The organism is Herbiconiux sp. A18JL235 (assembly GCF_040939305.1).
Lineage (GTDB): Bacteria > Actinomycetota > Actinomycetes > Actinomycetales > Microbacteriaceae > Herbiconiux.
In genome coordinates, this window is the sequence record NZ_CP162511.1 from 2,395,819 (window position 1) to 2,418,045 (window position 22,227).

Annotated in this window: 20 protein-coding genes; 3 read left to right on the top strand and 17 right to left on the bottom strand. The window is 69.2% G+C overall.

Going from position 1 to position 22,227, the window contains the following annotated elements; translation table 11 throughout:
- Nucleotides 1–27: 27 nt before the first annotated feature.
- The 11 genes from ABFY20_RS11220 to ABFY20_RS11270 all read right to left on the bottom strand — a co-directional run bounded on the left by ABFY20_RS11220 (nucleotide 28) and on the right by ABFY20_RS11270 (nucleotide 12,745).
- Nucleotides 28–1,131, bottom strand: coding sequence for a glycosyltransferase (locus ABFY20_RS11220; protein ID WP_368496340.1), 1,104 nt, complete (start codon nucleotides 1,129–1,131; stop codon nucleotides 28–30).
- Nucleotides 1,128–2,333: a putative lipid II flippase FtsW gene (ftsW, locus tag ABFY20_RS11225; protein ID WP_368496341.1), complete on the bottom strand. Its 1,206-nt coding sequence runs from the start codon at nucleotides 2,331–2,333 to the stop codon at nucleotides 1,128–1,130. The genes ABFY20_RS11220 and ftsW overlap by 4 nt, the downstream gene beginning before the upstream one ends.
- Nucleotides 2,302–3,825: a UDP-N-acetylmuramoyl-L-alanine--D-glutamate ligase gene (gene murD / locus ABFY20_RS11230; protein WP_368496342.1), complete on the bottom strand. Its 1,524-nt coding sequence runs from the start codon at nucleotides 3,823–3,825 to the stop codon at nucleotides 2,302–2,304. The genes ftsW and murD overlap by 32 nt, the downstream gene beginning before the upstream one ends.
- Nucleotides 3,822–4,916: a phospho-N-acetylmuramoyl-pentapeptide-transferase gene (mraY, locus tag ABFY20_RS11235; RefSeq protein ID WP_368496343.1), complete on the bottom strand. Its 1,095-nt coding sequence runs from the start codon at nucleotides 4,914–4,916 to the stop codon at nucleotides 3,822–3,824. Before mraY ends, murD begins: the two co-directional genes overlap by 4 nt.
- Complete coding sequence (gene murF / locus ABFY20_RS11240; RefSeq protein WP_368496344.1) at nucleotides 4,913–6,367, bottom strand: UDP-N-acetylmuramoyl-tripeptide--D-alanyl-D-alanine ligase; 1,455 nt, start codon at nucleotides 6,365–6,367, stop codon at nucleotides 4,913–4,915. Before murF ends, mraY begins: the two co-directional genes overlap by 4 nt.
- Before the next feature lie 4 nt (nucleotides 6,368–6,371).
- Nucleotides 6,372–7,958 carry a Mur ligase family protein gene (locus ABFY20_RS11245; RefSeq protein ID WP_368496345.1) on the bottom strand — a complete coding sequence of 529 codons (1,587 nt, stop codon included), beginning with the start codon at nucleotides 7,956–7,958 and terminating at the stop codon, nucleotides 6,372–6,374.
- A gap of 71 nt (nucleotides 7,959–8,029) precedes the next feature.
- Nucleotides 8,030–9,802, bottom strand: coding sequence for a peptidoglycan D,D-transpeptidase FtsI family protein (locus tag ABFY20_RS11250; RefSeq protein WP_368496346.1), 1,773 nt, complete (start codon nucleotides 9,800–9,802; stop codon nucleotides 8,030–8,032).
- An 18-nt stretch (nucleotides 9,803–9,820) separates the two neighbouring features.
- Nucleotides 9,821–10,489: a hypothetical protein gene (locus ABFY20_RS11255; RefSeq protein ID WP_368496347.1), complete on the bottom strand. Its 669-nt coding sequence runs from the start codon at nucleotides 10,487–10,489 to the stop codon at nucleotides 9,821–9,823.
- Nucleotides 10,486–11,508: a 16S rRNA (cytosine(1402)-N(4))-methyltransferase RsmH gene (gene rsmH / locus ABFY20_RS11260; RefSeq protein ID WP_368496348.1), complete on the bottom strand. Its 1,023-nt coding sequence runs from the start codon at nucleotides 11,506–11,508 to the stop codon at nucleotides 10,486–10,488. The genes ABFY20_RS11255 and rsmH overlap by 4 nt, the downstream gene beginning before the upstream one ends.
- Nucleotides 11,509–11,645: 137 nt before the next feature.
- Nucleotides 11,646–12,077, bottom strand: a complete 432-nt coding sequence (gene mraZ, locus ABFY20_RS11265) for a division/cell wall cluster transcriptional repressor MraZ (RefSeq protein ID WP_171704587.1) — start codon at nucleotides 12,075–12,077, stop codon at nucleotides 11,646–11,648.
- 248 nt (nucleotides 12,078–12,325) lie between these two features.
- Nucleotides 12,326–12,745 carry a DUF3040 domain-containing protein gene (locus ABFY20_RS11270; protein WP_368496349.1) on the bottom strand — a complete coding sequence of 140 codons (420 nt, stop codon included), beginning with the start codon at nucleotides 12,743–12,745 and terminating at the stop codon, nucleotides 12,326–12,328.
- A 79-nt stretch (nucleotides 12,746–12,824) separates the two neighbouring features.
- On the opposite strand from ABFY20_RS11270, the gene ABFY20_RS11275 reads away from it, so the two are divergent.
- The gene (locus ABFY20_RS11275; RefSeq protein ID WP_368496350.1) at nucleotides 12,825–13,931 is read left to right on the top strand and encodes a polyprenyl synthetase family protein; all 1,107 of its coding nucleotides are present in this window, start codon (nucleotides 12,825–12,827) and stop codon (nucleotides 13,929–13,931) included.
- Between the two features lie 15 nt (nucleotides 13,932–13,946).
- On the opposite strand, the gene ABFY20_RS11280 is transcribed toward ABFY20_RS11275, so the two are convergent.
- Nucleotides 13,947–14,288 (bottom strand): Rv2175c family DNA-binding protein, encoded by a 342-nt coding sequence (locus ABFY20_RS11280; protein WP_368496351.1) that lies wholly within the window; start codon nucleotides 14,286–14,288, stop codon nucleotides 13,947–13,949.
- Between the two features lie 70 nt (nucleotides 14,289–14,358).
- Here ABFY20_RS11280 and pknB point away from each other — a divergent pair, with 70 nt between their 5' ends.
- Complete coding sequence (gene pknB / locus ABFY20_RS11285) at nucleotides 14,359–16,347, top strand: Stk1 family PASTA domain-containing Ser/Thr kinase (RefSeq protein ID WP_368496352.1); 1,989 nt, start codon at nucleotides 14,359–14,361, stop codon at nucleotides 16,345–16,347.
- A gap of 12 nt (nucleotides 16,348–16,359) precedes the next feature.
- Here the strand turns inward: pknB and ABFY20_RS11290 are convergent, their stop codons facing one another.
- The 4 genes from ABFY20_RS11290 to ABFY20_RS11305 form a co-directional block, all read right to left on the bottom strand.
- Nucleotides 16,360–16,596 (bottom strand): cell wall-binding repeat-containing protein, encoded by a 237-nt coding sequence (locus ABFY20_RS11290; protein ID WP_368496353.1) that lies wholly within the window; start codon nucleotides 16,594–16,596, stop codon nucleotides 16,360–16,362.
- Between the two features lie 70 nt (nucleotides 16,597–16,666).
- A complete protein-coding gene (locus ABFY20_RS11295) occupies nucleotides 16,667–18,013 on the bottom strand; it encodes a class II 3-deoxy-7-phosphoheptulonate synthase (RefSeq protein ID WP_368496354.1) in 1,347 nt (448 codons plus the stop codon).
- Between the two features lie 59 nt (nucleotides 18,014–18,072).
- Nucleotides 18,073–18,774 carry a 1-acyl-sn-glycerol-3-phosphate acyltransferase gene (locus ABFY20_RS11300; protein ID WP_171704580.1) on the bottom strand — a complete coding sequence of 234 codons (702 nt, stop codon included), beginning with the start codon at nucleotides 18,772–18,774 and terminating at the stop codon, nucleotides 18,073–18,075.
- Entirely contained in the window at nucleotides 18,774–19,724 is a 951-nt protein-coding gene (locus ABFY20_RS11305) for an ROK family glucokinase (protein ID WP_368496355.1), read from the bottom strand. Before ABFY20_RS11305 ends, ABFY20_RS11300 begins: the two co-directional genes overlap by 1 nt.
- A gap of 103 nt (nucleotides 19,725–19,827) precedes the next feature.
- Here ABFY20_RS11305 and ABFY20_RS11310 point away from each other — a divergent pair, with 103 nt between their 5' ends.
- Nucleotides 19,828–21,651, top strand: coding sequence for a long-chain fatty acid--CoA ligase (locus tag ABFY20_RS11310; RefSeq protein ID WP_368496356.1), 1,824 nt, complete (start codon nucleotides 19,828–19,830; stop codon nucleotides 21,649–21,651).
- Between the two features lie 77 nt (nucleotides 21,652–21,728).
- Here the strand turns inward: ABFY20_RS11310 and def are convergent, their stop codons facing one another.
- Nucleotides 21,729–22,220, bottom strand: a complete 492-nt coding sequence (def, locus tag ABFY20_RS11315; protein WP_368496357.1) for a peptide deformylase — start codon at nucleotides 22,218–22,220, stop codon at nucleotides 21,729–21,731.
- Nucleotides 22,221–22,227: the final 7 nt, after the last annotated feature.

Below are 22,227 nucleotides of genomic sequence, written 5' to 3' on the forward strand. Positions count from 1 at the left end.
CGGGATCGCCCGGCATCCCCATCAACGTTACGCTCCCCGGGCGGGTGTCCCGCCCAACGCACGCTGCACGAGCGCAGCGAGTCGCGAGGAGGCGTCGGGGATGCCCACCTCGAGCGAGCGGGCGGCCATGGCAGCGACACGCGCGCTGTCGGCGAGCAGCGGCAGCAGCTCGCTGTCGAGCCAGGCGGGAGTGAACTCCGCGTCGGGCACCAGCACCGCACCGCCCGCGTTCACCAGGTCGAGGGCGTTGAAGCGCTGCTCGCCGTTGCCGACGGGGTACGGCACGAGCACCGACGGGATGCCCACGACGGCGAGCTCGGAGACGGTCGAGCCGCCCGCGCGCGAGACGGCGAAGTCGGCCACGGCAAGAGCGAGCTCCATGCGGTCGCAGTAGTTCACGAAGACGTAGCCGGGCACGCCGGGGTCGCCCACCTCCGCCTTGTCGCCGGCGATGTGCAGCACGTTCCAGCCGGCGTCGACGAGCGTCTGCGCCGAGGCGTGGACGGTGCCGTTGATGCGGCGGGCACCGAGCGAGCCGCCGGTGACGAGCAGCGTCGGCCGTGCGGGATCCAGCCCGAAGAACGCGGCCGCCTCCGCCGCTGCCGCGCCACGGGCCCCGGGGTCGGCGAGAGCGGTGACCTCGGCCCTCAAGGGCATGCCGACGAGGGTCGAGTGCGGGAGGGTGGTCGAGGCGAAGGTCACGCCCACCCACGGCGAGTAGCGCGCGCCCAAGCGGTTCGCGAGACCCGGCTTGGCGTTGCCCTCGTGGATGATGAACGGCACCGCGGCCCGGCGGGCACCGAGGTACCCCGGCGCCGACGCGTAGCCGCCGAACCCCACGACCACGTCGACACCGCGGTCTCGGATGAGCGACGCCACCGAGGCGATCGTGCGCCGCAGCGCCGCGGGGAAGCGCAGGGCGGCGCCGTTCGGCCGACGCGGGAACGGCAGCTTCGGAACCGTGACGAGTTCGTAGCCGCGCTCGGGCACGAGCCGGGCCTCGAGTCCCTCCGCGGTGCCGAGCACGATCACCTGGGACGCGGGGTCGATCTCCCGCAGCCGGTCGGCGGTGGCGAGCAGGGGGTTCACGTGACCGGCGGTGCCGCCGCCGGCCAGCAAGTAGGTGGTCACAGCCCCGACACCTGCTCGGCGCGCGAATTCTCGCGCGCGATGGCGAGCACGATGCCGATGGCGGCGAGGGTGGTGAGCAGGGCGGAGCCTCCCGACGAGATGAGCGGCAGCGGCACACCGAGCACCGGCAGCACGCCGAGCACCACGGCGATGTTCACGAACGCCTGCCCGATCAGCCACACCATCACGGCCCCCGTGGCGACCTTCGAGAACATGTCCTTCGACGAACGGATGATGCGCACGAACGCGACGGCGAGCGCCACGAACAGCAGCAGCACGACGACCGCGCCGACGAGACCGAGCTCCTCACCGATGATGGCGAAGATGTAGTCGTTGTCGGCGGCGGGCAGCCACGACCACTTCGCCCGCGAGTTGCCGAGCCCCACGCCGAACACCCCGCCGCTGGCGAGCGCCCAGAGGCCGTGCTGGGCCTGCCAGTCGGCACCCTCGTAGTCGCTGCCCATGCCGGTGAAGAACGACATGATGCGCGAGGCCCGGCTCTCGCTGGAGAGGGCGATCGGCACCGCGAGGAGGGCGGCGGCGATGACCGGGAGGATGAGCATCCTGAGCCGGATGCCGGCGAAGAAGATGGCACCGAAGACGAGGCCGCCCATGATCATGACGGTGCCGAGGTCGCCGCCGAGCAGCACCAGGGCGATCGCGCCACCTGCCACCGGAAGCACGGGGATGACGACGTGGCCGAAGCTGCCGAGCAGCTTCTCCTTCTTCGCGAGGATCATCCCCATCCAGATCACCAGGGCGAGCTTCACCAGCTCGGAGGGCTGGAAGTTGAACGAGCCGATGCCGATCCAGTTGAGGTTGCCGCCCACCTCGATGCCGAGCGGGGTGAACACCAGAAGCTGCACCCCGACCGCCACGAACACCGCGACCCAGGCCCACTGCTTGAACACCCGCACCGGGAGGCGTGAGATGACGAGCATGAGCGGGATGCCGATGAGGGCGAACATGCCCTGCTTCCAGAACAGGCCGAAGAAGCCCTGCCGACCGAGGTAGGAGTCGATCGACGAGGAGGACAGCACCATGACGAGCCCGAGCAGCACCAGGAAGAGCGTGGTGCCGAGGAGCAGGAAGTAGTTGCTCGACTCCGCGGTGAACACCTGGCCGAGCGAGATGCGTGCGGCGCGCGGCCCGTCGGCCGAGCGGCTCGCGCTAGGGGCGAACTGTCGCGGGAGGCTCGTCACCGTCGGTACCTCCCAGGTGGCTGCGGACCGCCCGGGCGAAGCGGTTGCCGCGGTCGGCGTAGTCTCGGAACTGGTCCATCGATGCCGCCGCCGGGGCGAGCAGCACGACGTCTCCAGGCGAGGCCGCCGCCGCCGCCAGGGCGACCGCGGAGGCCATCACGTCACTAGTCTCATCGTGGTCGACCTCGAACAGCGGCATGTCCGGCGCGTGTCGCCGGATGGCCTCGACCACCTCGCCGCGCTCCACCCCGATCACCACGACCGCCTTCACGCGCGAGCTCTCGCCGCCGACCGAATCCCGCACCAGGGGGTCGATGTCGACGCCCTTCAGCAGGCCCCCGACCACCCACACGATCGAAGGGTACGCCTTGATGGATGCGGCTGCCGCGTGCGGGTTGGTGGCCTTCGAGTCGTCGACCCAGGTCACTCCTCCGGCCGTCACGACGTGCTCGATGCGGTGCCGGTCGAGGGAGAAACCGGCGAGGGCTTCACGGATGGCCTCGATCGACACGCCGTAGCTGCGGGCGAGCGCCGCCGCGGCGAGCACGTCGGCGACCGTGTGCGGCGCGGCGAGCCCGCGCAGTGCGAGCTCGTCGACCGTCGCGATCTCGAGCGCCGAGTCGCGCCGGCCCTCGTGGAAGGCGCGATCGACGAGGATGCCGTCGACCACGCCGAAGTCGCTGGGGCCGGGGGTGCCGAGGTCGAAACCGATGGCGCGCGCACCTTCGACGACGTCGGCCTCCTCGACCATGCGCATCGTGAGCTCGTCGGCCTTGTTGTACACGCAGGCCACCTGCGTGTTCGTGTACACCTTCGCCTTGGCCGCCGCGTAGGCCTCGAACGAGCCGTGCCAGTCGAGGTGGTCGTCGGCGACGTTCAGCACCACCGCCGAGTAGGGCGACATGCTCGAGGTGGAATGCAGCTGGTAGCTCGACAGCTCGACCACGAGCACGTCGAAGCCCTCGGGGTCGCGGATCGCGTCGAGCACGGGGATGCCGATGTTGCCGCAGGGCGCCACCCGGTGGCCGGCCGCGAGGATCATCGAGGCGGTGAGCTGCACCGTCGTGGTCTTGCCGTTCGTGCCGGTGACCGCGATCCAGTCCGCGGGCCTGCCGTCGGCCCGCACCACCTTGTCGCGCAGTCGCCAGGCGAGCTCCACATCGCCCCACACCGGGACGCCCTGCCCCTCCGCCCAGACCAGCAGCGCATCGTCGGGATGGTAGCCGGGCGAGGCGACGACGAGGTCGGGGTCGTGGGCGACCAGCGCATCCGGAACCTCGCCCGCGGGAGCCAGCTCGAGCCGGGCGCCGATCACCGGCACCAGGTCGGCGTACTCCTTCTTCGCCGAGGCGGCGACGACGAGAACGGATGCGCCGAGCTCCGTGAGCGTGTCGGCGACCGAGAACCCGGTGACGCCGAGGCCGAGCACGGCGACCCGCAGACCCGTCCAGTCGGCGTGCCAGCTGGTGAGGTCGTCGAGCGTGCGGGTCACCGGGAGAGCCACTCGAGGTAGAACGAGCCGACGGCTCCGGCGACGAAGAGGCCGCCGATGATCCAGAACCGCACGACGATGGTGACCTCGGCCCAGCCCTTCATCTCGAAGTGGTGGTGCAGGGGGCTGGCCCGCCAGATGCGTTTGCCCTTCGTGAGCTTGAAGTAGCTCAGCTGCACCGCCACCTGGCCGGCGACGATGACGAAGATGCCGCCGATGAGGATGAGCAGGAGCTCGGTGCGGGCCAGCACGGCGAGGGCGGCCAGTGCGCCACCCAGGGCCAGTGACCCGGTGTCGCCGAGGAAGATCTTGGCGGGGTTGGTGTTCCACCAGAGGAAGCCGATGAGGGCGCCCACCACGGTGGCGGCCACCACGGCGAGATCGAGCGGGTCGCGCACGTCGTAGCACTTGTCGAGCACGTCCTGATCGAGCGTGGTCGAGGCGCAGCTCTGGTTGAACTGCCAGAAGCCGATGATGACGAAGGAGCCGATGGCCAGGATGCTCGATCCCGGCGCGAGACCGTCGAGGCCGTCGGTGAGGTTCACCGCGTTCGAGGTGCTCATGACGATGATGCAGATCCACACCACGAAGGCGATGGTGCCGACGACGGCACCCCAGGCGAGGAAGTCGAAGGGCAGGTCACGGATGAAGGAGATCTGCGTCGACGCCGGCGTCTCGCCCTGGGCGTTCGGGAACTGGATGGCCAGCAGGGCGAACACGATGCCCACGAGCACCTGGCCGACGATCTTCGCCACCGGGCTGAGGCCGAGGCTGCGCTCCTTGTGCACCTTGAGGAAGTCGTCGATGAAGCCGACGAGGCCGAGCCCCGTCATGAGGAAGAGCACCAGGAGGCCCGAGATCGAGGGCATCTCCCCGGTCAGCAGAGCCGACACGAAGTAGCCGAAGAGCACCGCGAGGATGATGACGATGCCGCCCATGGTGGGCGTTCCGCGCTTGACGTGGTGCGCATCCGGCGTGTCGACGTTGATGAACTGGCCCCAGGCGAACCGCTTGAACATGCGGATGAACACCGGGGTGAGGAAGAGCGAGAACGCCAGCGAGAGCGACGCCGAAGCGAGCAGGGTGATCACGAGTTCGCCTCCGCGATGCGGTCGCCGAGAAAACGCAGGCCCGCCGAGTTCGACGACTTCACCAGGATGAGCTCGCCCGGCTCGGTGTCGGCGGCGATCAGCTCGTAGGCCTCATCGGCGGTCTCGACGAACACGGCTTCTCCGCCCCACGACCCCTCGTGCTCTGCGGCGAGATGGATGGCGCGGGCGGCCTCGCCCACCACGATGAGGCGGTTGATGTTCAGGCGCACCACGAGTCGGCCGATGCGGTCGTGCTCTTCCGTGGCGTAGGGGCCGAGCTCGCTCATCTCGCCGAGCACGGCCGTGGTGCGCTGATCGGGGCGGGCGATGAGGGCGACGGTCTTCAGGGCGGCAGCCATGGAGTCGGGGCTCGCGTTGTAGGCGTCGTTGATGACGGTGACGCCGTTGGCGCCGCCCATCACCTCCATGCGCCAGCGCTCCGCACGCACCACGCTCTCCAGGGCGTCGACGATGTCGTCGATGCCGACCCCGAGCTCGTGCGCCGCAGCCGCGGCGGCCAGGGCGTTCATGATGTGGTGCTCGCCCAGCACGGCGAAACGCACCGTGCGCGACTGCCCGCCGGGCAGGTGGAGGGTGAACGAGGTGCCCGCAGCGGTGGCCTCGATGTCGCCGGCGCGCACCGCGGCACCGTCGGAGAGGCCGAACCACAGCACGCGGGCCGCGGTCTTCTCGGCCATTCCCGCCACGCGCGGGTCGTCGATGTTGAGCACCGCCAGATCGGAGGGCTCGAGGTCTTGCACCATCTCGGTCTTCGTGGCGAGCGTGGTCTCGATGCCGCCGAACTCGCCCGCGTGGGCGAGACCGACCATGAGCACGACGCCGACGTCGGGCTTGGCCATGCGGATGAGCCGGGTGATCTCGCCCTTGCCGCTCGCGCCCATCTCGGCCACCAGGTAGCGGCTCGACTCGGTGAGCTTCAGCATCGTCAGCGGCGCGCCGACCTCGTTGTTGAACGAGTCGCGCGGTGCCACCGTCTCGCCGTGCCGCTCGAGGATGGTGTGCAGCAGGTTCTTGGTGGTGGTCTTGCCGTTCGACCCGGTGATGCCGATCACCTTGAGCCGGGTCTCGGCATCGCCCGCGGCGCGCACCCGGCGCACCACCTCGGTGGCGAAGTGGCCGAGCGCGAGCACGGAGTCGTCGACGACGACCTGCGGCACGGCGAGCGTCGCACCGTGCTCGGCGGCGAAGGGCTTCTCCACCACCACGAGCGAGGCTCCCGCCGCGATGGCGGGCTCGACGAAACGGTGCCCGTCGTCGAACTCGCCGCGCTTGGCCACGAAGATGTCGCCCTGCCCGATGAGCCGGGAGTCGGTGTCGACGGTGCCGTTCACCACGGTGCCGGGCGTGAAGCCCGCCTCCGCGGCGGCAGCGGTGATCACGAGTTCGCCCTGGAGCGCCTCCGCGATCTCGGTGAGGGTGAGATCGAGCATGTGTTCAGAGCCATCCGTGTTCGTGCAGCGCCTTGCGCGCGTCGTCGCGGGCGGAGTAGGGAATGCGCTCCCCCGCGACCTCGTGGTAGTCCTCGTGGCCGGGGCCGGCGTAGAGGATGACGTCGCCCTCGCCGGCCAGCCCGAGCGCGGCGCGGAACGCGGCCCTCGGGTCGGCGACCTCGTACAGCTCGCCGTCGGGCACGGCGGCCTTCGCACCCGCGATGAGCGCGGCACGGATGAGGGCGGGGTCTTCGCTGCGGGGGTGGAAGTCGGTGATGACCACCGCATCCGCGAGCCGGGCGGCGATCGCACCCATCTCGGCACGCTTCGAGGGGTCGCGGTCGCCGTCGGCGCCGAACACCATCACCACGCGGCCGTCGGTGACCCGGCGGATCGACTCGAGTGTCGAGGTGAAGGCGTCGGGGCTGTGCCCGTAGTCGATGTACACGATCGGGCCGCGGTCGCCCGAGACTCGCTCGGCGCGGCCCGGGATGTAGACGTCGATGCCGGGTTGGAAGTCGTCGTCGTCGATCTCGGCGCCGTCGTCGTCGTGGGCCAGGTTGAGGGCGTGCGCGATGGCGTCGAGGTCGAAGCCCGACTCGACGAGCATCACGATGGCGAGCGCCGCGTTGGCCGCCATGTAGGCACCGAGCAGAGGCACGCTCGTGGTGAGCTCGCGGTGGTCGGGGCCGCGCAGGGTGAAGGTGGTGCGGTCGGCGCGCTCCTCGTCGACCGTGAGGTGCCATTCCGCCTCGGAGGCGGGGTCGGTCGAGATGGTGGTGAGCGGGATGCGCGATTCCTGCGCCAGCCTGCCGCCCCATTCGGCATCGACGATCACCACGCCGCGGCGCGCGCGATCGGGCTGGAACAGCTCGCGCTTGGCCTCGTAGTAGAGCTCCATCGTGCGGTAGTCGTCGAGGTGGTCGTGGGTGAGGTTCGTGAACCCCACCACGTCGAAGACGATGCCGTCGACCCGGTGCTGGGTGATGGCCTGGGCCGACACCTCGAGCACGACCGAGCGCACGTCGGCCTCGCGCATCCTGGCCAGCATGGCGTGGATCTCGGTGGCCTCTGGCGTCGTGAGCTTCGACACGATGGTCTCGTCGCCGATGCGGCGCTCGGCCGTCGTGCTGAGACCCGCGGTGATGCCGAGCTGGCGGAGGATCGCCTCGAGCAGATAGGCGACGCTGGTCTTGCCGTTCGTGCCCGTCACCCCGAACAGGGTGGGCGGGTCTTCGCGGGTGCGGTAGATCCAGGCCGCGACCTCGCCGAGCGCCAGTCGGGGCTCGGGGGTGACCAGCACGGGCAATCCCGACTCCACGGCGAGTTCGACGCCCTCGGGGTCGGTGAGCACGGCGACGGCGCCAGACTCGGCCGCGCCGGCCGCGAACGCGGCACCGTGGTGGCGCTGGCCCTTGAGGCCCACGTACAGGTCGCCCGGCTGCACGTCGCGAGACGACAACGTGATGCCGGTGACGACGTCGGAGACCGGCGCGCCCGCGGTCTCGAAGCCGAACTCGTCGACGAGATGCGGCAGCGAGCGCGCGATCGGATGCTCGGGTCGGAGAGCAGAAGAGCCCCGATCAGACACTGGTCTCCTTCATGCTCGTCTCGTTCTCAGGTGTCGGTTGTTCTCGGCCGTCGTGGATCGGATGGTGGTCGTCAGTACGTCGTCGGGAGGTCGGGACCGGGCACGGTGGAGGGGAGAACCCGGTTCTCCTTGAGCACCTGCGACATGATCTTCTGGAAGACCGGAGCCGCGGCCAGGGCCGACTCAATGGTAACGGGCTTCGCGATGGTGACCGACACGACGTACTGCGGGTCGTCTGCGGGGGCGAGTCCGGCCACCGAGGTGATGTAGCTCGAGCCGTAGGCGCCGGAGCCGTCGCTCATCTGCGCCGTACCGGTCTTCGCGGCCACACGGTAGCCCGGGATCTCGAGGGAGGTCTTGGCGTAGCCGCCCGTGACGACGGTCTCCAGCATGTTCACGACATCGGTCGACACCGACGACGGCACGATCTGCTCGCCCGTCGCATCCGGCACCTCGGTCATGGTGCCGTCGGCCTGCCGGCAGCCTTCGATCAGCTGCACCGGGAGGCGCACTCCGCCGTTGCCGAGGGTCTGATACAGGCTCGCGATCTGGATCGCCGTGTTCGACACGCCCTGGCCGAAGGTGGTGGTGAGGTTGGTCTGGTCGTCCCAGTCCTGCCACGGGGAGAGGATGCCGCCGGACTCGGCGGGGAAGCCCACCTCGCTCGGTGTCGTCATGTGGAACTTCTCCATGTAGTCGTAGCGCTGCTCCGAGCTCAGCAGTTCGCCCAGCATGCCGAAGCCGGTGTTCGACGACTCCTGCATCACGCCCGCGAAGGTGAGCCGCAGCGGCCCGTCGTGGTAGGAGCTGTCGCGGGTGGAGGCGCCGTTGGCGTCGGTGAAGATGTAGGGCGCCTCGACCTGGGTCGCCACGGTGGCGGCGCCGGCGTCGAGGATGGAGGCGGCGGTGAGCGCCTTGAAGGTCGAGCCGGGCTCGAACGGCGCCTGGAAGGCGATCGAGCCGCGGTCGGCGTCGGGAGTCGCGTCGACGTTGTTCGGGTCGACGCTCGGGTAGTCGGCGACCGCGAGGAGCTTGCCGGTCTTGACCTCCTGCACCACCACGGTGCCCCAGGCCGCACCCGTCTCCTGGATGCGCTCGAGCAGCGCCTGCTGCGAGAACCACTGGAGGTCGCTGTCGATGGTGAGCACGGCGGTGCCGCCCGGCTTCGCCTGCACCGTCGTCTTCGTGGTGCCCGGAATGGCGACACCCTCGCCGCTGCGCTCGTAGGTCTCGGTGCCGTCGGTGCCGGTGAGGCAGGTGTTCTGCATCTGCTCCACGCCGGCGACACCCTGGCCGTCGGTGTCCATGAAGCCCACGACGCTCCCGGCGACCGCGCCGTTCGGGTAGCTGCGCTTCTGGTTCGAGGAGTAGTACAGCCACCACAGGTCGAGGTCGCGGATGGCGCGGAAGGTGTCGACGTCGACGTTGCGGGCGACGTAGGCGAAGTTCGAGGTCGGGTCGCCCGTGAGCGAGGCGTACACCTCGTCGGCCGAGGTGCCGAGGATCGCGGCGATCTCACCTGCCGCCATCTGCGGAGTGACCGTGGTGACCGTGCCGTCGTCGGCGGTGCGCTCCACGTCGCTCACCGACTGCGGCGAGGTGGTGATGTCGTAGCGCAGCACCGTGGTGGCCAGCACCGTTCCGTCGTCGCCGACGATGTCGCCCCGGAGGCCGTCGATCGTCGTCGAGGCCGAGAGCTTGTCGCTCGACTCGGCATTCAGGGTGTCGGCCTGCACGATCTGGATGGAGACCAGACGCACCACGAACACCGCGACGACGGCGACCACCACGGCCACCGCCACGACGGCGCGGCGCTTGGTGCTGCGGTCGGCGGCTGCTGTCATCGGGCGAGCCATCGACGATCAGCGTGTGGTGGGAGAGGGAAGAGCACCCTGCCACGCTACGCCGGGCTGCTGCTCGGGCACGGGAGGCGCGCTCGGGGTGGCGGGATCGGCGGGTGCTGCCGGGTCGGCGGTCACCGCGGCGCCCGTGGTCACGTCGGTGGGCGTCAGCAGCGAGTTCGCGATGAGGTTCTGCCCGTTCGTCACCGAGCCGCCCGTGGCCGCGGTGGGCACGCCGAGCACGGCACCGTCGGAGAGCCGCAGGTAGACCGGCGTGCTGTTCGCGACCATGCCGAGGGCCTCTGCCCCCGCGGCCAGGTTCTGCGGCGAGGAGAGCTTGTCGTACTGCTCGGTGAGCACCTGGTTGGTGCGGTCGAGCTCCTTCTGCTCCTGCTGCAGCGAGGCGATCTCGTAGGCGCCGTCGGAGAGGCCGATGCTGAGCAGCAGCTGGGTCACGACGATGGCGAGCACACCCGTCACGACCACCGCCGCGTAGGCGATCTTCGGGCGGGCCTTGCGCTGCACCTTGCTCGGCACGATCTCGATGCGGCGAGGGCCCTTAGACCGGCCGGGCCGATCGGCGGGGAGTCCCTCGCCCGCGATCTCGGGGTCGGTGAGCGGCAGTGCGACCGCCGTGGCGCCGAAGGCGGCGTACGGACGGGCCATGTGCGACGTGGCCTGGTTCGTCATGCGATCCTCCGGATCTTCTCGGCGGCACGCAGCCGCACGGGGATGGCGCGCGGGTTGCGCGCCCGTTCGTCGTCTCCGGCGAGCTCGGCGCCTCGCACGAGGAGCTTGAGCTCGGGCCGGTGCTCGGGGAGCTCGACAGGGAGACCCGCCGGAGCGGTCGACGTCGACCTGTGCTGCAGCTCGCGCTTCACGATGCGGTCTTCGAGCGACTGGAAAGCCAGCACCACGATGCGGCCGCCGACCCTCAGGGCGTCGATGGCTTTAGGCAGCGCGCGTTCGAGCACGGCGAGCTCGGCGTTCACCTCGATGCGCAGCGCCTGGAACACGCGCTTGGCGGGATGCCCTGCGTTCTGGAATTTCGCCGGAGTCGCCGCCTGCAGGATGTCGACCAGCTGGCCCGATCGCAGGATCGGCCCGTTCTCGCGCTCGGCAACGATGAAGCGGGCGTAGCGATCGGCGAGCCTCTCCTCGCCGTAGTCGCGAAAGATGCGGCGGAGCTCGGCCTCGGAGTAGTTCGCGACGATGTGGGCGGCGGTGAGCTCGGCGGTGTCGTCCATCCGCATGTCGAGGGGAGCGTCTTTCGAGTAGGAGAACCCGCGCTCCACACGGTCGAGCTGCATCGACGACACGCCGAGGTCGAACAGGATGCCGTCGACCTCGTCGATGCCGAGACCCTCGAGCGCCTCGTCGATCTCGTCGTAGACGCAGTGCACCAGGTCGGTGCGATCGGCGAAGCGCTCCAAGCGGCGGCCGGCCAGCTCGAGGGCGTTGGGGTCGCGGTCGAGGCCCACCAGGTGGAGCTCGGGGAAGGCCTCGAGGAAGGCTGCGGAGTGGCCGCCGAGGCCGAGGGTGCAGTCGACCAGCACCGCACCCGGGCGGGTGAGCGCGGGGCCGAGCAACTCGATGCTGCGTTCGAGCAGCACGGAGGCGTGGATGCCGCCGATGTCTGCTGCCGGGGTGAGGTCGGCGGTGTCGTCGGCCGTGTTGCCGTGGTCGCTGGTGATGCCTGCTTCTGCCATGCGCATCCGGTGATCTGGTTCGCCACCCCTGATCCCCATCCATTCCGACCTGGCTCCGGGGAAGTGAGTCAGGGCGCTCGACCTGGCGTCGGGGAAGAACGTCAGGGCGTGAACGGCTGGGAGTCAGGGGCGGCGACTCAGAACAGTCCCGGGATCACCTCCTCGTCGGTCTCGGAGAAGGCGGCCTCCTGGGCGGCGAGGTAGCTGTTCCAGGCCTCGGCGTCCCAGATCTCGGCGCGGCTGCCGGCACCGATCACGACGAGGTCGCGGTCGAGCTTGGCGTAGGCGCGAAGCGGAGCGGGCACCGTGACGCGGTGCTGCTTGTCGGGGGTCTCGGCGCTGGCACCGGAGAGGAAGACGCGGAGGTAGTCGCGCGCCTGCTTGCTGGTGACGGGAGCCTGGCGGATCTTCTCGTGCAGCGCCTCGAACTCGCGGTTCGAGAACACGTAGATGCAGTTCTCCTGGCCACGGGTCATGACGACTCCCCCGGCCAGTTCGTCGCGGAACTTGGCGGGGAGGATGATGCGCCCTTTGTCGTCGAGCTTGGGGGCGTAGGTGCCAAGGAACATCTACCTCCCCTTCTCGTCCGGCCAGGATTGTGGGCTTGCACTCCACTTTACTCCACTCCCTACCACTAGACAATGAAAACGCGGCCGTGGCGTGAAAAAACACCCCGGAGATCCGCGAAATAATGCGGATCCAACGGGGTGGAGGGAAATGGAGGGCTCAGACGGCTCCGGGGAGTCGGCGGGCACAAAAAAAGACCGGCCCGAAGGCCGGTCTTGATCGCGGTGGCGGGCTGTGGAGGGCCCGTGCGCTACTCGGAGCGATCGTCGTCGCGACGCTCCCACCGGTCGTTCAGCTTGTCCATGAAGCCGGAGCCCTGGGCGCGGCCGCTCGACGAGCCGCCACGGCTCGCGCTGCCGGCCGAGGAGGCACCGGATGCGGTGGGCCCGGTCGGCCCGGCGGGTGCACCACGGCGGGTGCGGCGCAGGGCCAGCAGCACCCCGCCGAACATGGCGATGAAGCCGACGATGCCGATGAGCGGCTGGCGGAAGACCACCCCGGCGATGACGACACCGAGACCGAGGATGCCCACGAGGATCCCCAGCACCAGTGCGCCGTAGTTCAATCGGCCACGGCCACCCCCGACCGCCGAGACGAAGTCGGCATCGTTGTGGTAGAGGCTGCGCTCCATCTCATCGAGGAGTCTCTGTTCTTGCTCCGAAAGCGGCATCCTATTTCACCTCAGGTTCGGGACCGGCGCGTGGTAGTGCTGATTGTAGTGCTCACGGTCTGGCTAGGCTAGGCGAGTGATGGAAAGCCCGCGCCTAGTCAATCTCGTCGACGCCAGGATCGCTGAGTTCCTCACGTCGCGTGAACCCATTCTCCGCCGCATCGCACCCGAGCTCACGCCCTTCGCGAGCTTCTCGCGGGATCTTCTCAGCGGGGGCAAGAGGTTCCGGGCGCAGTTCTGCTACTGGGGCTGGCGGGCCGTGGCACCGGCTGCCACCGCATCCGCCGTTCCGGGTGAGCGGGAGCTCGACGCGCTGGTCGATCTGTGCGCGGGGCTCGAGCTCTTCCACGCTGCGGCGCTGGTGCACGACGACATCATCGACAACTCCGACACCCGGCGCGGCGGGCCGAGCGTGCACCGCCGTTTCGAGGCGCTGCACCGCGAGGAGGCGTGGCGCGGCTCGGCCGCGGAGTTCGGCGAAGGCGGGGCCATCCTTCTCGGCGACCTGCTCCTGGCCTGGAGCGACGAGCTCATCGCCCATGCCATCCTCGGCGCTCCGTCGCTCTCGACGCACGTCGCAGCGCGGGCGGCGCTCGACGAGATGCGCACGGAGGTCACTCTCGGCCAGTACCTCGACCTGCAGGAGGAACGCGCCTGGGCACGGGCCGACCCCGATCGGGCGCTCGCCCGTGCCGAACGGGTCATCGTCTACAAGTCGGCGAAGTACAGCGTCGAGGCACCCCTCGTCATCGGCGCCTCGCTGCGTGGCGCGAGCGACGAGCAGGTCGAGGCCCTCCGCGGATTCGGGCTGCCGCTCGGCATCGCCTTCCAGCTACGCGACGACCTGCTCGGCGTGTTCGGAGACTCCGCCCGCACCGGCAAGCCGAGCGGCGACGATCTGCGCGAGGGCAAGCGCACCGTGCTGGTCGCGCTCGCCCGCACACGACTCGACGCCTCGGCGCGCCGCTTGTTCGACGAACTGCTCGGCGACCCCGAGCTCGACGAGTCGCAGATCCGGATGCTCCAGAGCACCATCCTCGACACCGGAGCGGTCGCCGAGGTCGAGGGCATGATCGACGCGCGCTACCGCGAGGCGCTCGAGGTGCTGACGGCAGCACCGATCGGCGATACGGCACGCACCGAGCTCGCCGGCCTGGCGCGGGTGATCACGCAGCGCGAGGCGTGACTCCGGTAACGCCAGTCAGAAGGCGAGCGCCTGGGCGACGCGGCGCACCTCGGTCTTGCGACCGGAGCGGAGAGCGTCGATGGGTGCGGCATCCAGCGTCTCGTTCTGCTCGAGCAGCCACTCGACGATCTCCTCGTCGCTGAAGTGGTTGTCGGCGAGCAGGATGACGGTGCCGCGAAGCTCCTTGAGGGGTTCGCCGTCTTTCACGAAGCTCGCCGGAACCTTGAGCACGCCGTCTCGGCGCACCGCGACGAGGGAGCGCTCCTCGATCACCCTCCGCACCTTGCTCTGGGTGAGGCCGAGCACCTCGACCAGATCGGGAATCGTCAACCATTCGGTGGCGGGCAGATCAGTCACAGGTACAGATTGCCACATCACCCGGTGTCTATGCGGCTTTCTCGATGGGTCGCTCTCTAGACTCGGAGCTGTGACCAGCGCGCCCCCCGACCCCATGATCGGACGTCTCATCGACGGCCGCTATCAGGTCAAGTCGCGCGTCGCCCGGGGAGGCATGGCCACCGTCTACCTCGCCACCGACCTGAGGCTCGAACGCCAGGTGGCCATCAAGATCATGCATGGGCACCTCGCCGACGACGCGGCGTTCAAAGAGCGCTTCGTGCAGGAGGCCCGCTCGGCCGCCCGCCTCGCGCATCCGAACGTGGTCAACGTCTTCGACCAGGGGCAAGACAGCGACATCGCCTACCTGGTGATGGAGTACCTCCCGGGCGTCACCCTGCGCGACCTGCTGAAAGACTACGGAAAGCTCACCACCGAGCAGACCGTCGACGTGATGGATGCGGTGCTCGGCGGCCTCGCCGCCGCCCACAAGGCCGGCATCGTGCACCGCGACCTCAAGCCCGAGAACGTGCTGATGGCCGACGACGGGCGCATCAAGATCAGCGACTTCGGCCTCGCGCGGGCCGTCTCGGCGAACACGGCGACCGGGCAGGCGCTGCTCGGCACCATCGCCTACCTCTCCCCCGAACTCCTCACCCGGGGAACGGCTGATGCGCGCAGCGACATCTATGCGGCAGGCATCATGATGTACGAGATGCTGGTGGGCGCGCAGCCCTACGTGGGCGAGCAGCCCATGGCCATCGCGTTCCAGCACGCCAACGACCAGATGCCCGTGCCGAGCGCGGCGAACCCGTCGGTGCCCGAGCAACTCGACGACCTGGTGCTGTGGGCGACGGCGAAAGACCCGGCCGACCGGCCGACGGATGCGCGTGAGATGCTCGAGCGGCTGCGCACCGCCGAGATCGAGATCGCCGGGGCGCGGCCGTCGTCGAACACGACGCAGCGCACCGCGGTCATGCCCGCAGCCACCTTCGACGCCGACCTCGACCACGCCCAGACGCAGGTGCTCGAGTCGCGCCGCCGCACGGGGGCGATGGCCGCCGTCGCCGCTCCGGCCGCTCCGAGCTTCGACACCACGATCGCCGCGCCGCCGTCCTCGCCGCGCACACCGCCGTCGACAGTCGACAAGGTGGGGCGCAAGGCGGCCTCGCGTCGCAAGCGCGGCTTCTGGATCTTCGCGATCGTGCTCGTCGTCGCCGCTGCTCTCGGCGGAGGGGCCTGGTGGTACGGAGCCGGCCCCGGCGCGGTCACGACCGTGCCGGGGCTGGCGGGCTCGCAACCGGCCGACGCCGAGGCGACCCTCGGCGGGTTGGGCTTCACGACCGACCAGGAACCCACCGCGAGCACCGACGTTCCCGCGGGCACCGTCATCGGTACCGATCCGGGGGAGGGCACCTCCGCGCCGAACGGATCGAACGTGACCATCTTGGTCTCGTCGGGCCCGGCCATCATCCCCGTGCCGACCGACAAGCTGGCGGGGCAAGACGAGGCCACCGCCCGCGCCGCGCTGGAAGCCGCGCCATTCACCATCGCCGACACGCAACGCCGCTTCGACGCCGAGGTGCCGGCAGGCACCGTCATCGCCGCGCTCGGTGCCGACGGCAACCTGCTCGGCGAGACCTATGGCGAGTTGCAGCCCGTCACCCTCATCGTCTCGGCGGGCGCTGTTCCCGACGTCGTCGGCCAGACCCTCGAAGAGGCTCAGGCGACCCTGTCGGCCGTCGAGCTCACCGGGGTCGAGGGCACCCACGACTTCAACGACGACATCCCCGACGGCCAGGTGTACCAGGCGGTGCCCAGCACCGACCCGATCCGCCCGGGCGACTCGATCACCCTCAACATCTCCCGCGGCCCCGAGCCCGTCGCCATCCCCAACGTCGTCGGCCTCACCTGGGACGAAGCCCGCCCCCAGCTCGAAGACGCCGGCTTCGCCCTCAGCTACCCGCCCATCGGCGACATCCCCGGCACCGGGGGACTCCTCAAGGTCACCGCCCTCTCCCCCAACGGCGGCACCTCCGCCCCCCGCGGTTCCACCATCACCGTCAGCCTCGGCCTCTAAGCGCTCGCCCGCTCAGGGCCGCAAGTACTGCCCTATTTCAGAGACCACAGCATCAGAGATGGTGTTGGGCCCGCCCAGCACCACGATGCGCAGGGGCTTGAAGCTGCTCAGCACCGCCTTCGTGGCGTCGGGGATGGAGTTCTTCGTCACGAGGAAGACCGGCGCGTACTCCTGCACCGCCGCGGCGCTGGCCGAGAGGGCGTCGGGGTAGTTCTCACCCGACGCGATGTACACGATGCCGCTGCGCACATAGAAGCCTTCTCAGAGCTGAGAATCTATCAGCTCTGAGAAGGCTTCTGAAGCGGTGCCCCAAGGAGGGCTAGCTGCGACGGCCTCCCGAGGAGGCGACGAGCTCCTCCGCCACGAGGAAGGCGAGCTCGAGCGACTGCATGTGGTTCAGGCGCGGGTCGCAGAGCGACTCGTAACGGGTGGCGAGCGTCGCCTCGTCGATCTGCTCCGAGCCGCCGAGGCACTCGGTGACGTCGTCGCCGGTGAGCTCGACGTGGATTCCTCCGGGGTGCGTGCCCGCATCGCGGTGCGCCTCGAAGAAGCCCTTCACCTCGTCGACCACGTCGTCGAAACGACGGGTCTTGTACCCGGTGGGGGTGGTGAGGCCGTTGCCGTGCATGGGGTCGGTGACCCAGAGCGGCAGCGCATCCGCCTTCTTGATGGCCTCGAGCAGCGGCGGCAGCGCGTCGCGGATCTTGCCCGCCCCCATGCGTGTGATGAAGGTGAGGCGGCCCGGCTCCCGGTTCGGGTCGAGCTTGTCGATGAGGCGCAGCATGTCGTCGGGCGAGGTGGTGGGCCCGAGCTTCACGCCCAGCGGGTTGCGCACCCGCGAGAGGAAGTCGACGTGCGCGTCGTCGAGGCCGCGCGTGCGCTCGCCGATCCAGACGAAGTGCGACGAGGTGTTGTACGGCGTACCGGTGCGCGAGTCGATGCGGGTCATAGGCCGCTCGTAGTCGAACAGCAGCGCCTCGTGCGACACGAAGAACTCGGTGCGCTTCAGCGCCTCGAAATCGGCGCCGCAGGCCACCATGAACTTCACGGCACGGTCGATCTCGCCGGCCAGCTGCTCGTAGCGCACGTTCGCGGGGTTCGAGGTGAAGCCCTTGTTCCAGGTGTGCACCTGGCGCAGATCGGCGAACCCGCCCTGAGTGAACGCCCGGATGAGGTTGAGCGTCGACGCGGCCACGTGGTACCCGTCGAGCAGGCGCTGCGGGTTCGCGGTGCGCGACTCCGGCGTGAAGTCGTAGCCGTTCACGATGTCACCGCGGTAGGCCGGCAGCGTCACGCCGTTGCGCGTCTCGGTGTCGCTCGAGCGGGGCTTGGCGAACTGACCCGCCATGCGCCCCATCTTGATGACCGGCATCGAGGCGCCGTAGGTGAGCACGACCGCCATCTGCAGGACCGTCTTGACCCGGTCTTTGATCTGGTCGGCGGTGGCCCCGGCGAAGGTCTCGGCGCAGTCGCCGCCCTGCAGCAGGAACGCCTCACCACGAGCAGCGGATGCGAGCCGGTCGCGCAGGTTGTCGACCTCGCCGGCGAACACCAGCGGCGGCAGGGTCGCGATCTCTCGCGACACCGCCTCGACGGCGTTCTGGTCGGGCCACTCCGGCTGCTGCTTCACCGGCAGGGTGCGCCAATAGTCGAGACCCGCGATCACAGACTCATCCGCTTCGACGATTTGCTCTGTTGGATCTACCACTGACTTGTTCCCTGTATCTATCTGGTGTTCGTCCGCGCGACTCTCGCGCGTTTCTCCTTGACCGAAGTCGCGTACACATCGGAGTATTCCTGCCCGCCCAGGCGGTGGAGCTCGTACATGATCTCGTCGGTCACGGAGCGGAGGATGAACCGGTCGGATTCCAGCCCCTCGAACCTACTGAAATCTAGTGGCTCGCCGATGATGATGCCAATTCGCATGATCTTCGGCAGGCGCTTGCCGATGGGCATCACCTTCTCGGTGTCGATCATGGCGACGGGGATGATGGGCACGTGCGCCTCGAGCACCATGCGGGCGACCCCCGTTCGCCCCCGGTACAGCTTGCCGTCGGGGCTGCGGGTGCCTTCGGGGTAGATGCCGAGCAGGTCGCCCTTGGCGAGCACGCCGAGACCGGTGTTGAGCGACGCCTCGGAGGCCTTGCCGCCGGCCCGGTTGATGGGCAGCTGGCCGGCCGCGTTGAAGAACAGCCGCACCAGGAAGCCCTTGATGCCCTTGCCGGTGAAGTACTCGCTCTTCGCAAGGAACGACACCTGCCGGTCGACGACCACGGGCAGGAACACCGAGTCGCTGAATGAGAGGTGATTGGAGGCGAGGATCGCCCCACCCTTGGCCGGGATGTTCTCGAGCCCGATCACCCACGGCCGGAACAGCGTCTTCAGCACCGGCGCGACGAGCAGGTACTTGGCGAGGAAGTAGAACATCAGATCGACTCCGCGTAGTGCCGGGCGAGGTCGGCGGCGCCCACGACCCCGGCGTCGTTGACGAGCTCGGCGATGGCGAAGGCGGGTTCGGGGTGGAACCCCCGCGCCGGCAGAGCGTCGAGGAAGGCGTGACGGATGGGGTCGAGCAGCAGGTCGCCCGACTGCGCCACACCGCCGCCGATGACGAACAGCTGCGGGTCGAGCACAGCGGCGAGACTGGCGCACGCCTGCCCGATCGACGTGCCGAGCGTGCGCAGCGCCGAGAGCGCTCCGGGGTCTCCGATCTGCACCAGTTCGCTGACGTCGAGCCCGGTGAGCACTCCCCCGTTGCGCACGCGCACGGAGGCGAGGGCCTGCCCGATGCCGCCGGCGTCGGCGAGCTCGTTGGCGATGCGGAGGAGAGCGCGCCCCGAACCGTACTGTTCGATGCAACCGTGGGCACCGCATCCGCAGGGCAGCCCGTTCGGCACCACCCGCATGTGGCCGAGCTCGGCACCGGCACCGAAGCCGCCGCGGAACAGGCGGTCTTGGCTCACGATGGCACCGCCCACGCCGGTGCCGATGGTGAGGGTGACCATGTCGCTCACGAGACGCCCCGCACCGAAGCGGAACTCGGCCCAGCCGGCGGCGTTGGCGTCGTTCTCGATGACGATGTGCTTGTGCAGCCGCGCCTCGAGCTTCTCGCGGAAGGGCTCGTTGCGCCAGCTGATGTTGGGCGCGTAGTAGACGATCGACTGCGAGGCGTCGATGAAGCCGGCGGCGGCGACCCCGACGGCGACGATGTCCTCACCCTCGGAGAGCTTCTCGACCATCTCGACGACCGTGTCTTCGATGACCTTCGGCTCCGACGCCGAAGTGGGGTGCCTGTCGTGCTTGACGATGGTGCCGAACTCGTCGACCACCGCACCCGCGATCTTCGTGCCACCGATGTCGATTCCGATGGCGCGCATGCAGGCGTGTCCTTTCGACGGGTTCGAGGCCTCTCCGGGAAGCCGGAGGTGCACCAAGTAGAGTGTAGATGAGATGCACTCGACCGGTACCGAAGGAGCTGCCGTGGACCAGTATTTCGTTCCCCCCGTCGTCACAGCCGATCCCGAGGCGAACACCACCGATCTTCTGATCGAGCGGGTTCGCCTCACCCCCGACGAACCGCTGTTCGCCGTCCCCGACGGTTCTGGCTGGAAAGACGTGACGGCCGCCGAGTTCCTCACCCAGGTGAAGGCCGTGGCCAAGGGCCTCGTCGCGTCGGGCATCGAGCCCGGCGACAAGATCGGCCTCATGTGCAAGACGCGCTACGAGTGGACGCTGATCGACTTCGCCACCTGGTTCGCCGGCGCCGTGCTCGTTCCGATCTACGAGACCTCCTCCCCCGCGCAGGTGCAGTGGAACCTCAGCGACTCCGGTGCCACCGCGATCATCGTCGAGACCGCCGACCACTTCGCCCGCTTCGACGAGGTGCACCCCGATCTTCCCGAGGTCACCCGGGTGTGGCAGGTCGACCTGGGCGACCTCGACAAGCTCGCCGCCTCCGGCTCGGCGGTCTCCGACGAGGAGATCGAGCGCCGCCGCTCCCTGGCGAAGGGCTCCGACCTCGCCACCCTCATCTACACCTCCGGCACCATGGGGAAGCCGAAGGGGTGCATCCTCACCCACTCGAACTTCGTCGAGCTGTCCCGCAACGCCGCGGTCGCCATGGCACCGATCCTCGCGAACGGAGCGTCGACGCTGCTGTTCATCACGACGGCCCACGTCTTCGCGCGTTTCATCAGCATCCTGTGCGTGCACGGCGGCGTGAAGGTGGGGCACCAGGCCGACACGAAGCAACTGCTGCCGGCCCTGGGGTCGTTCAAGCCGACCTTCCTGCTCGCCGTGCCGCGGGTGTTCGAGAAGGTCTACAACTCCTCTGAGCAGAAGGCCGAGACCGGCGGCAAGGGCAAGATCTTCCGCAGCGCAGCAGCCGTGGCCGTCGAGCACTCGGAGGCTCTGGATGCGGGCAAGGTGCCCCTCGGCCTGCGACTCAAGTTCGCGCTGTTCGACCGCCTTGTGTACTCGAAGCTGCGTGCGGCGCTCGGGGGGCGCGTGAAGTACGCGGTATCGGGTTCGGCGCCGCTCGGTCACCGACTCGGGCACTTCTACCGCAGCCTCGGCATCACCATCCTCGAGGGCTACGGCCTCACCGAGACCACGGCTCCCGCGACGGTGAACCTCACCGACAAGTTCAAGATCGGCACCGTGGGGCCCGCGCTGCCTGGCGTGGGGCTGAAGATCGCCGACGACGGCGAGATCCTCGTGGCGGGTGTGAACGTGTTCGCCGGGTACTGGAAGAACGAGGCGGCGACGGCCGAGGTGATGGACGGCGAGTGGTTCCACACCGGCGACATCGGCGCCCTCGATGACGAGGGCTTCCTCACCATCACCGGGCGCAAGAAGGAGATCATCGTCACGGCGGGCGGCAAGAACGTCGCCCCCGCCGCGCTCGAAGACCCCATCCGGTCGAACCCCCTCGTGGGTCAGGTCGTGGTGGTGGGCGACCAGAAGCCCTTCATCTCGGCGCTCATCACGCTCGATGCCGAGATGCTGCCGGTCTGGCTGGCGAACAACGGGCAGCCGGGCGACCTCACCCTCGCGCAGGCGGCCAAGAACCCGGCGGTGCTCGCCGAGATCCAGCGTGCCGTCGACGCGGCGAACACGCTGGTGTCGCGGGCGGAGTCGATCCGCAAGTTCGAGGTGCTCCCCGACGACTTCACCGAGGCCAGCGGCCACCTCACGCCGAAGCTCTCCATCAAGCGCGCCGTCATCGTGAAGGACTACGCCGCCGTCATCGAGAACATCTACTCCGCCGCTCCCGCCACCGAGGGCGTCTCCCTCACCCACTGACCCGTTCGAAAACGCAAACGTCGCGGCATCCGGCCCCGCAGGGGGCTCGGTTGCCGCGACGTTTGCGTTTCTGAACGCTAGAACCAGCGCGACTCGCGCACCTGGCGCATGGCCTCGCGGCGGGTGGGCTTGTCGAGGCGGTCGAGGTAGAGCAGCCCGTCGAGGTGGTCGGTCTCGTGCTGCAGCGCCTGCGCCATCACGCCGGTGCCCGAGACCTCGACGGGGTTGCCGTCGAGATCGATGCCGGTCGCCCGAGCGAACGGATACCGCATCGTCTTGAACCACAGCTCGGGCACCGACAGGCACCCCTCGTCGACGAGCTCGGGCTCGCCCGAGAGCTCCACCAGCACGGGGTTCAGGATGTACCCCACCTCGCCGTCGACGTTGTAGCTGAAGGCCCTGAGGTTCACCCCGATCTGCGACGCCGCGACACCCGCCCGGCCCGGCACCTTCACGCTGTCGATCAGGTCTTCGACGAGTGCACGCACGCGGTCGTCGATCTCGACGATCGGGTCGGACACGGTCTTCAGCACGGGGTCGCCGAACAGGCGGATGTCACGGACGGTCACGGTGTTC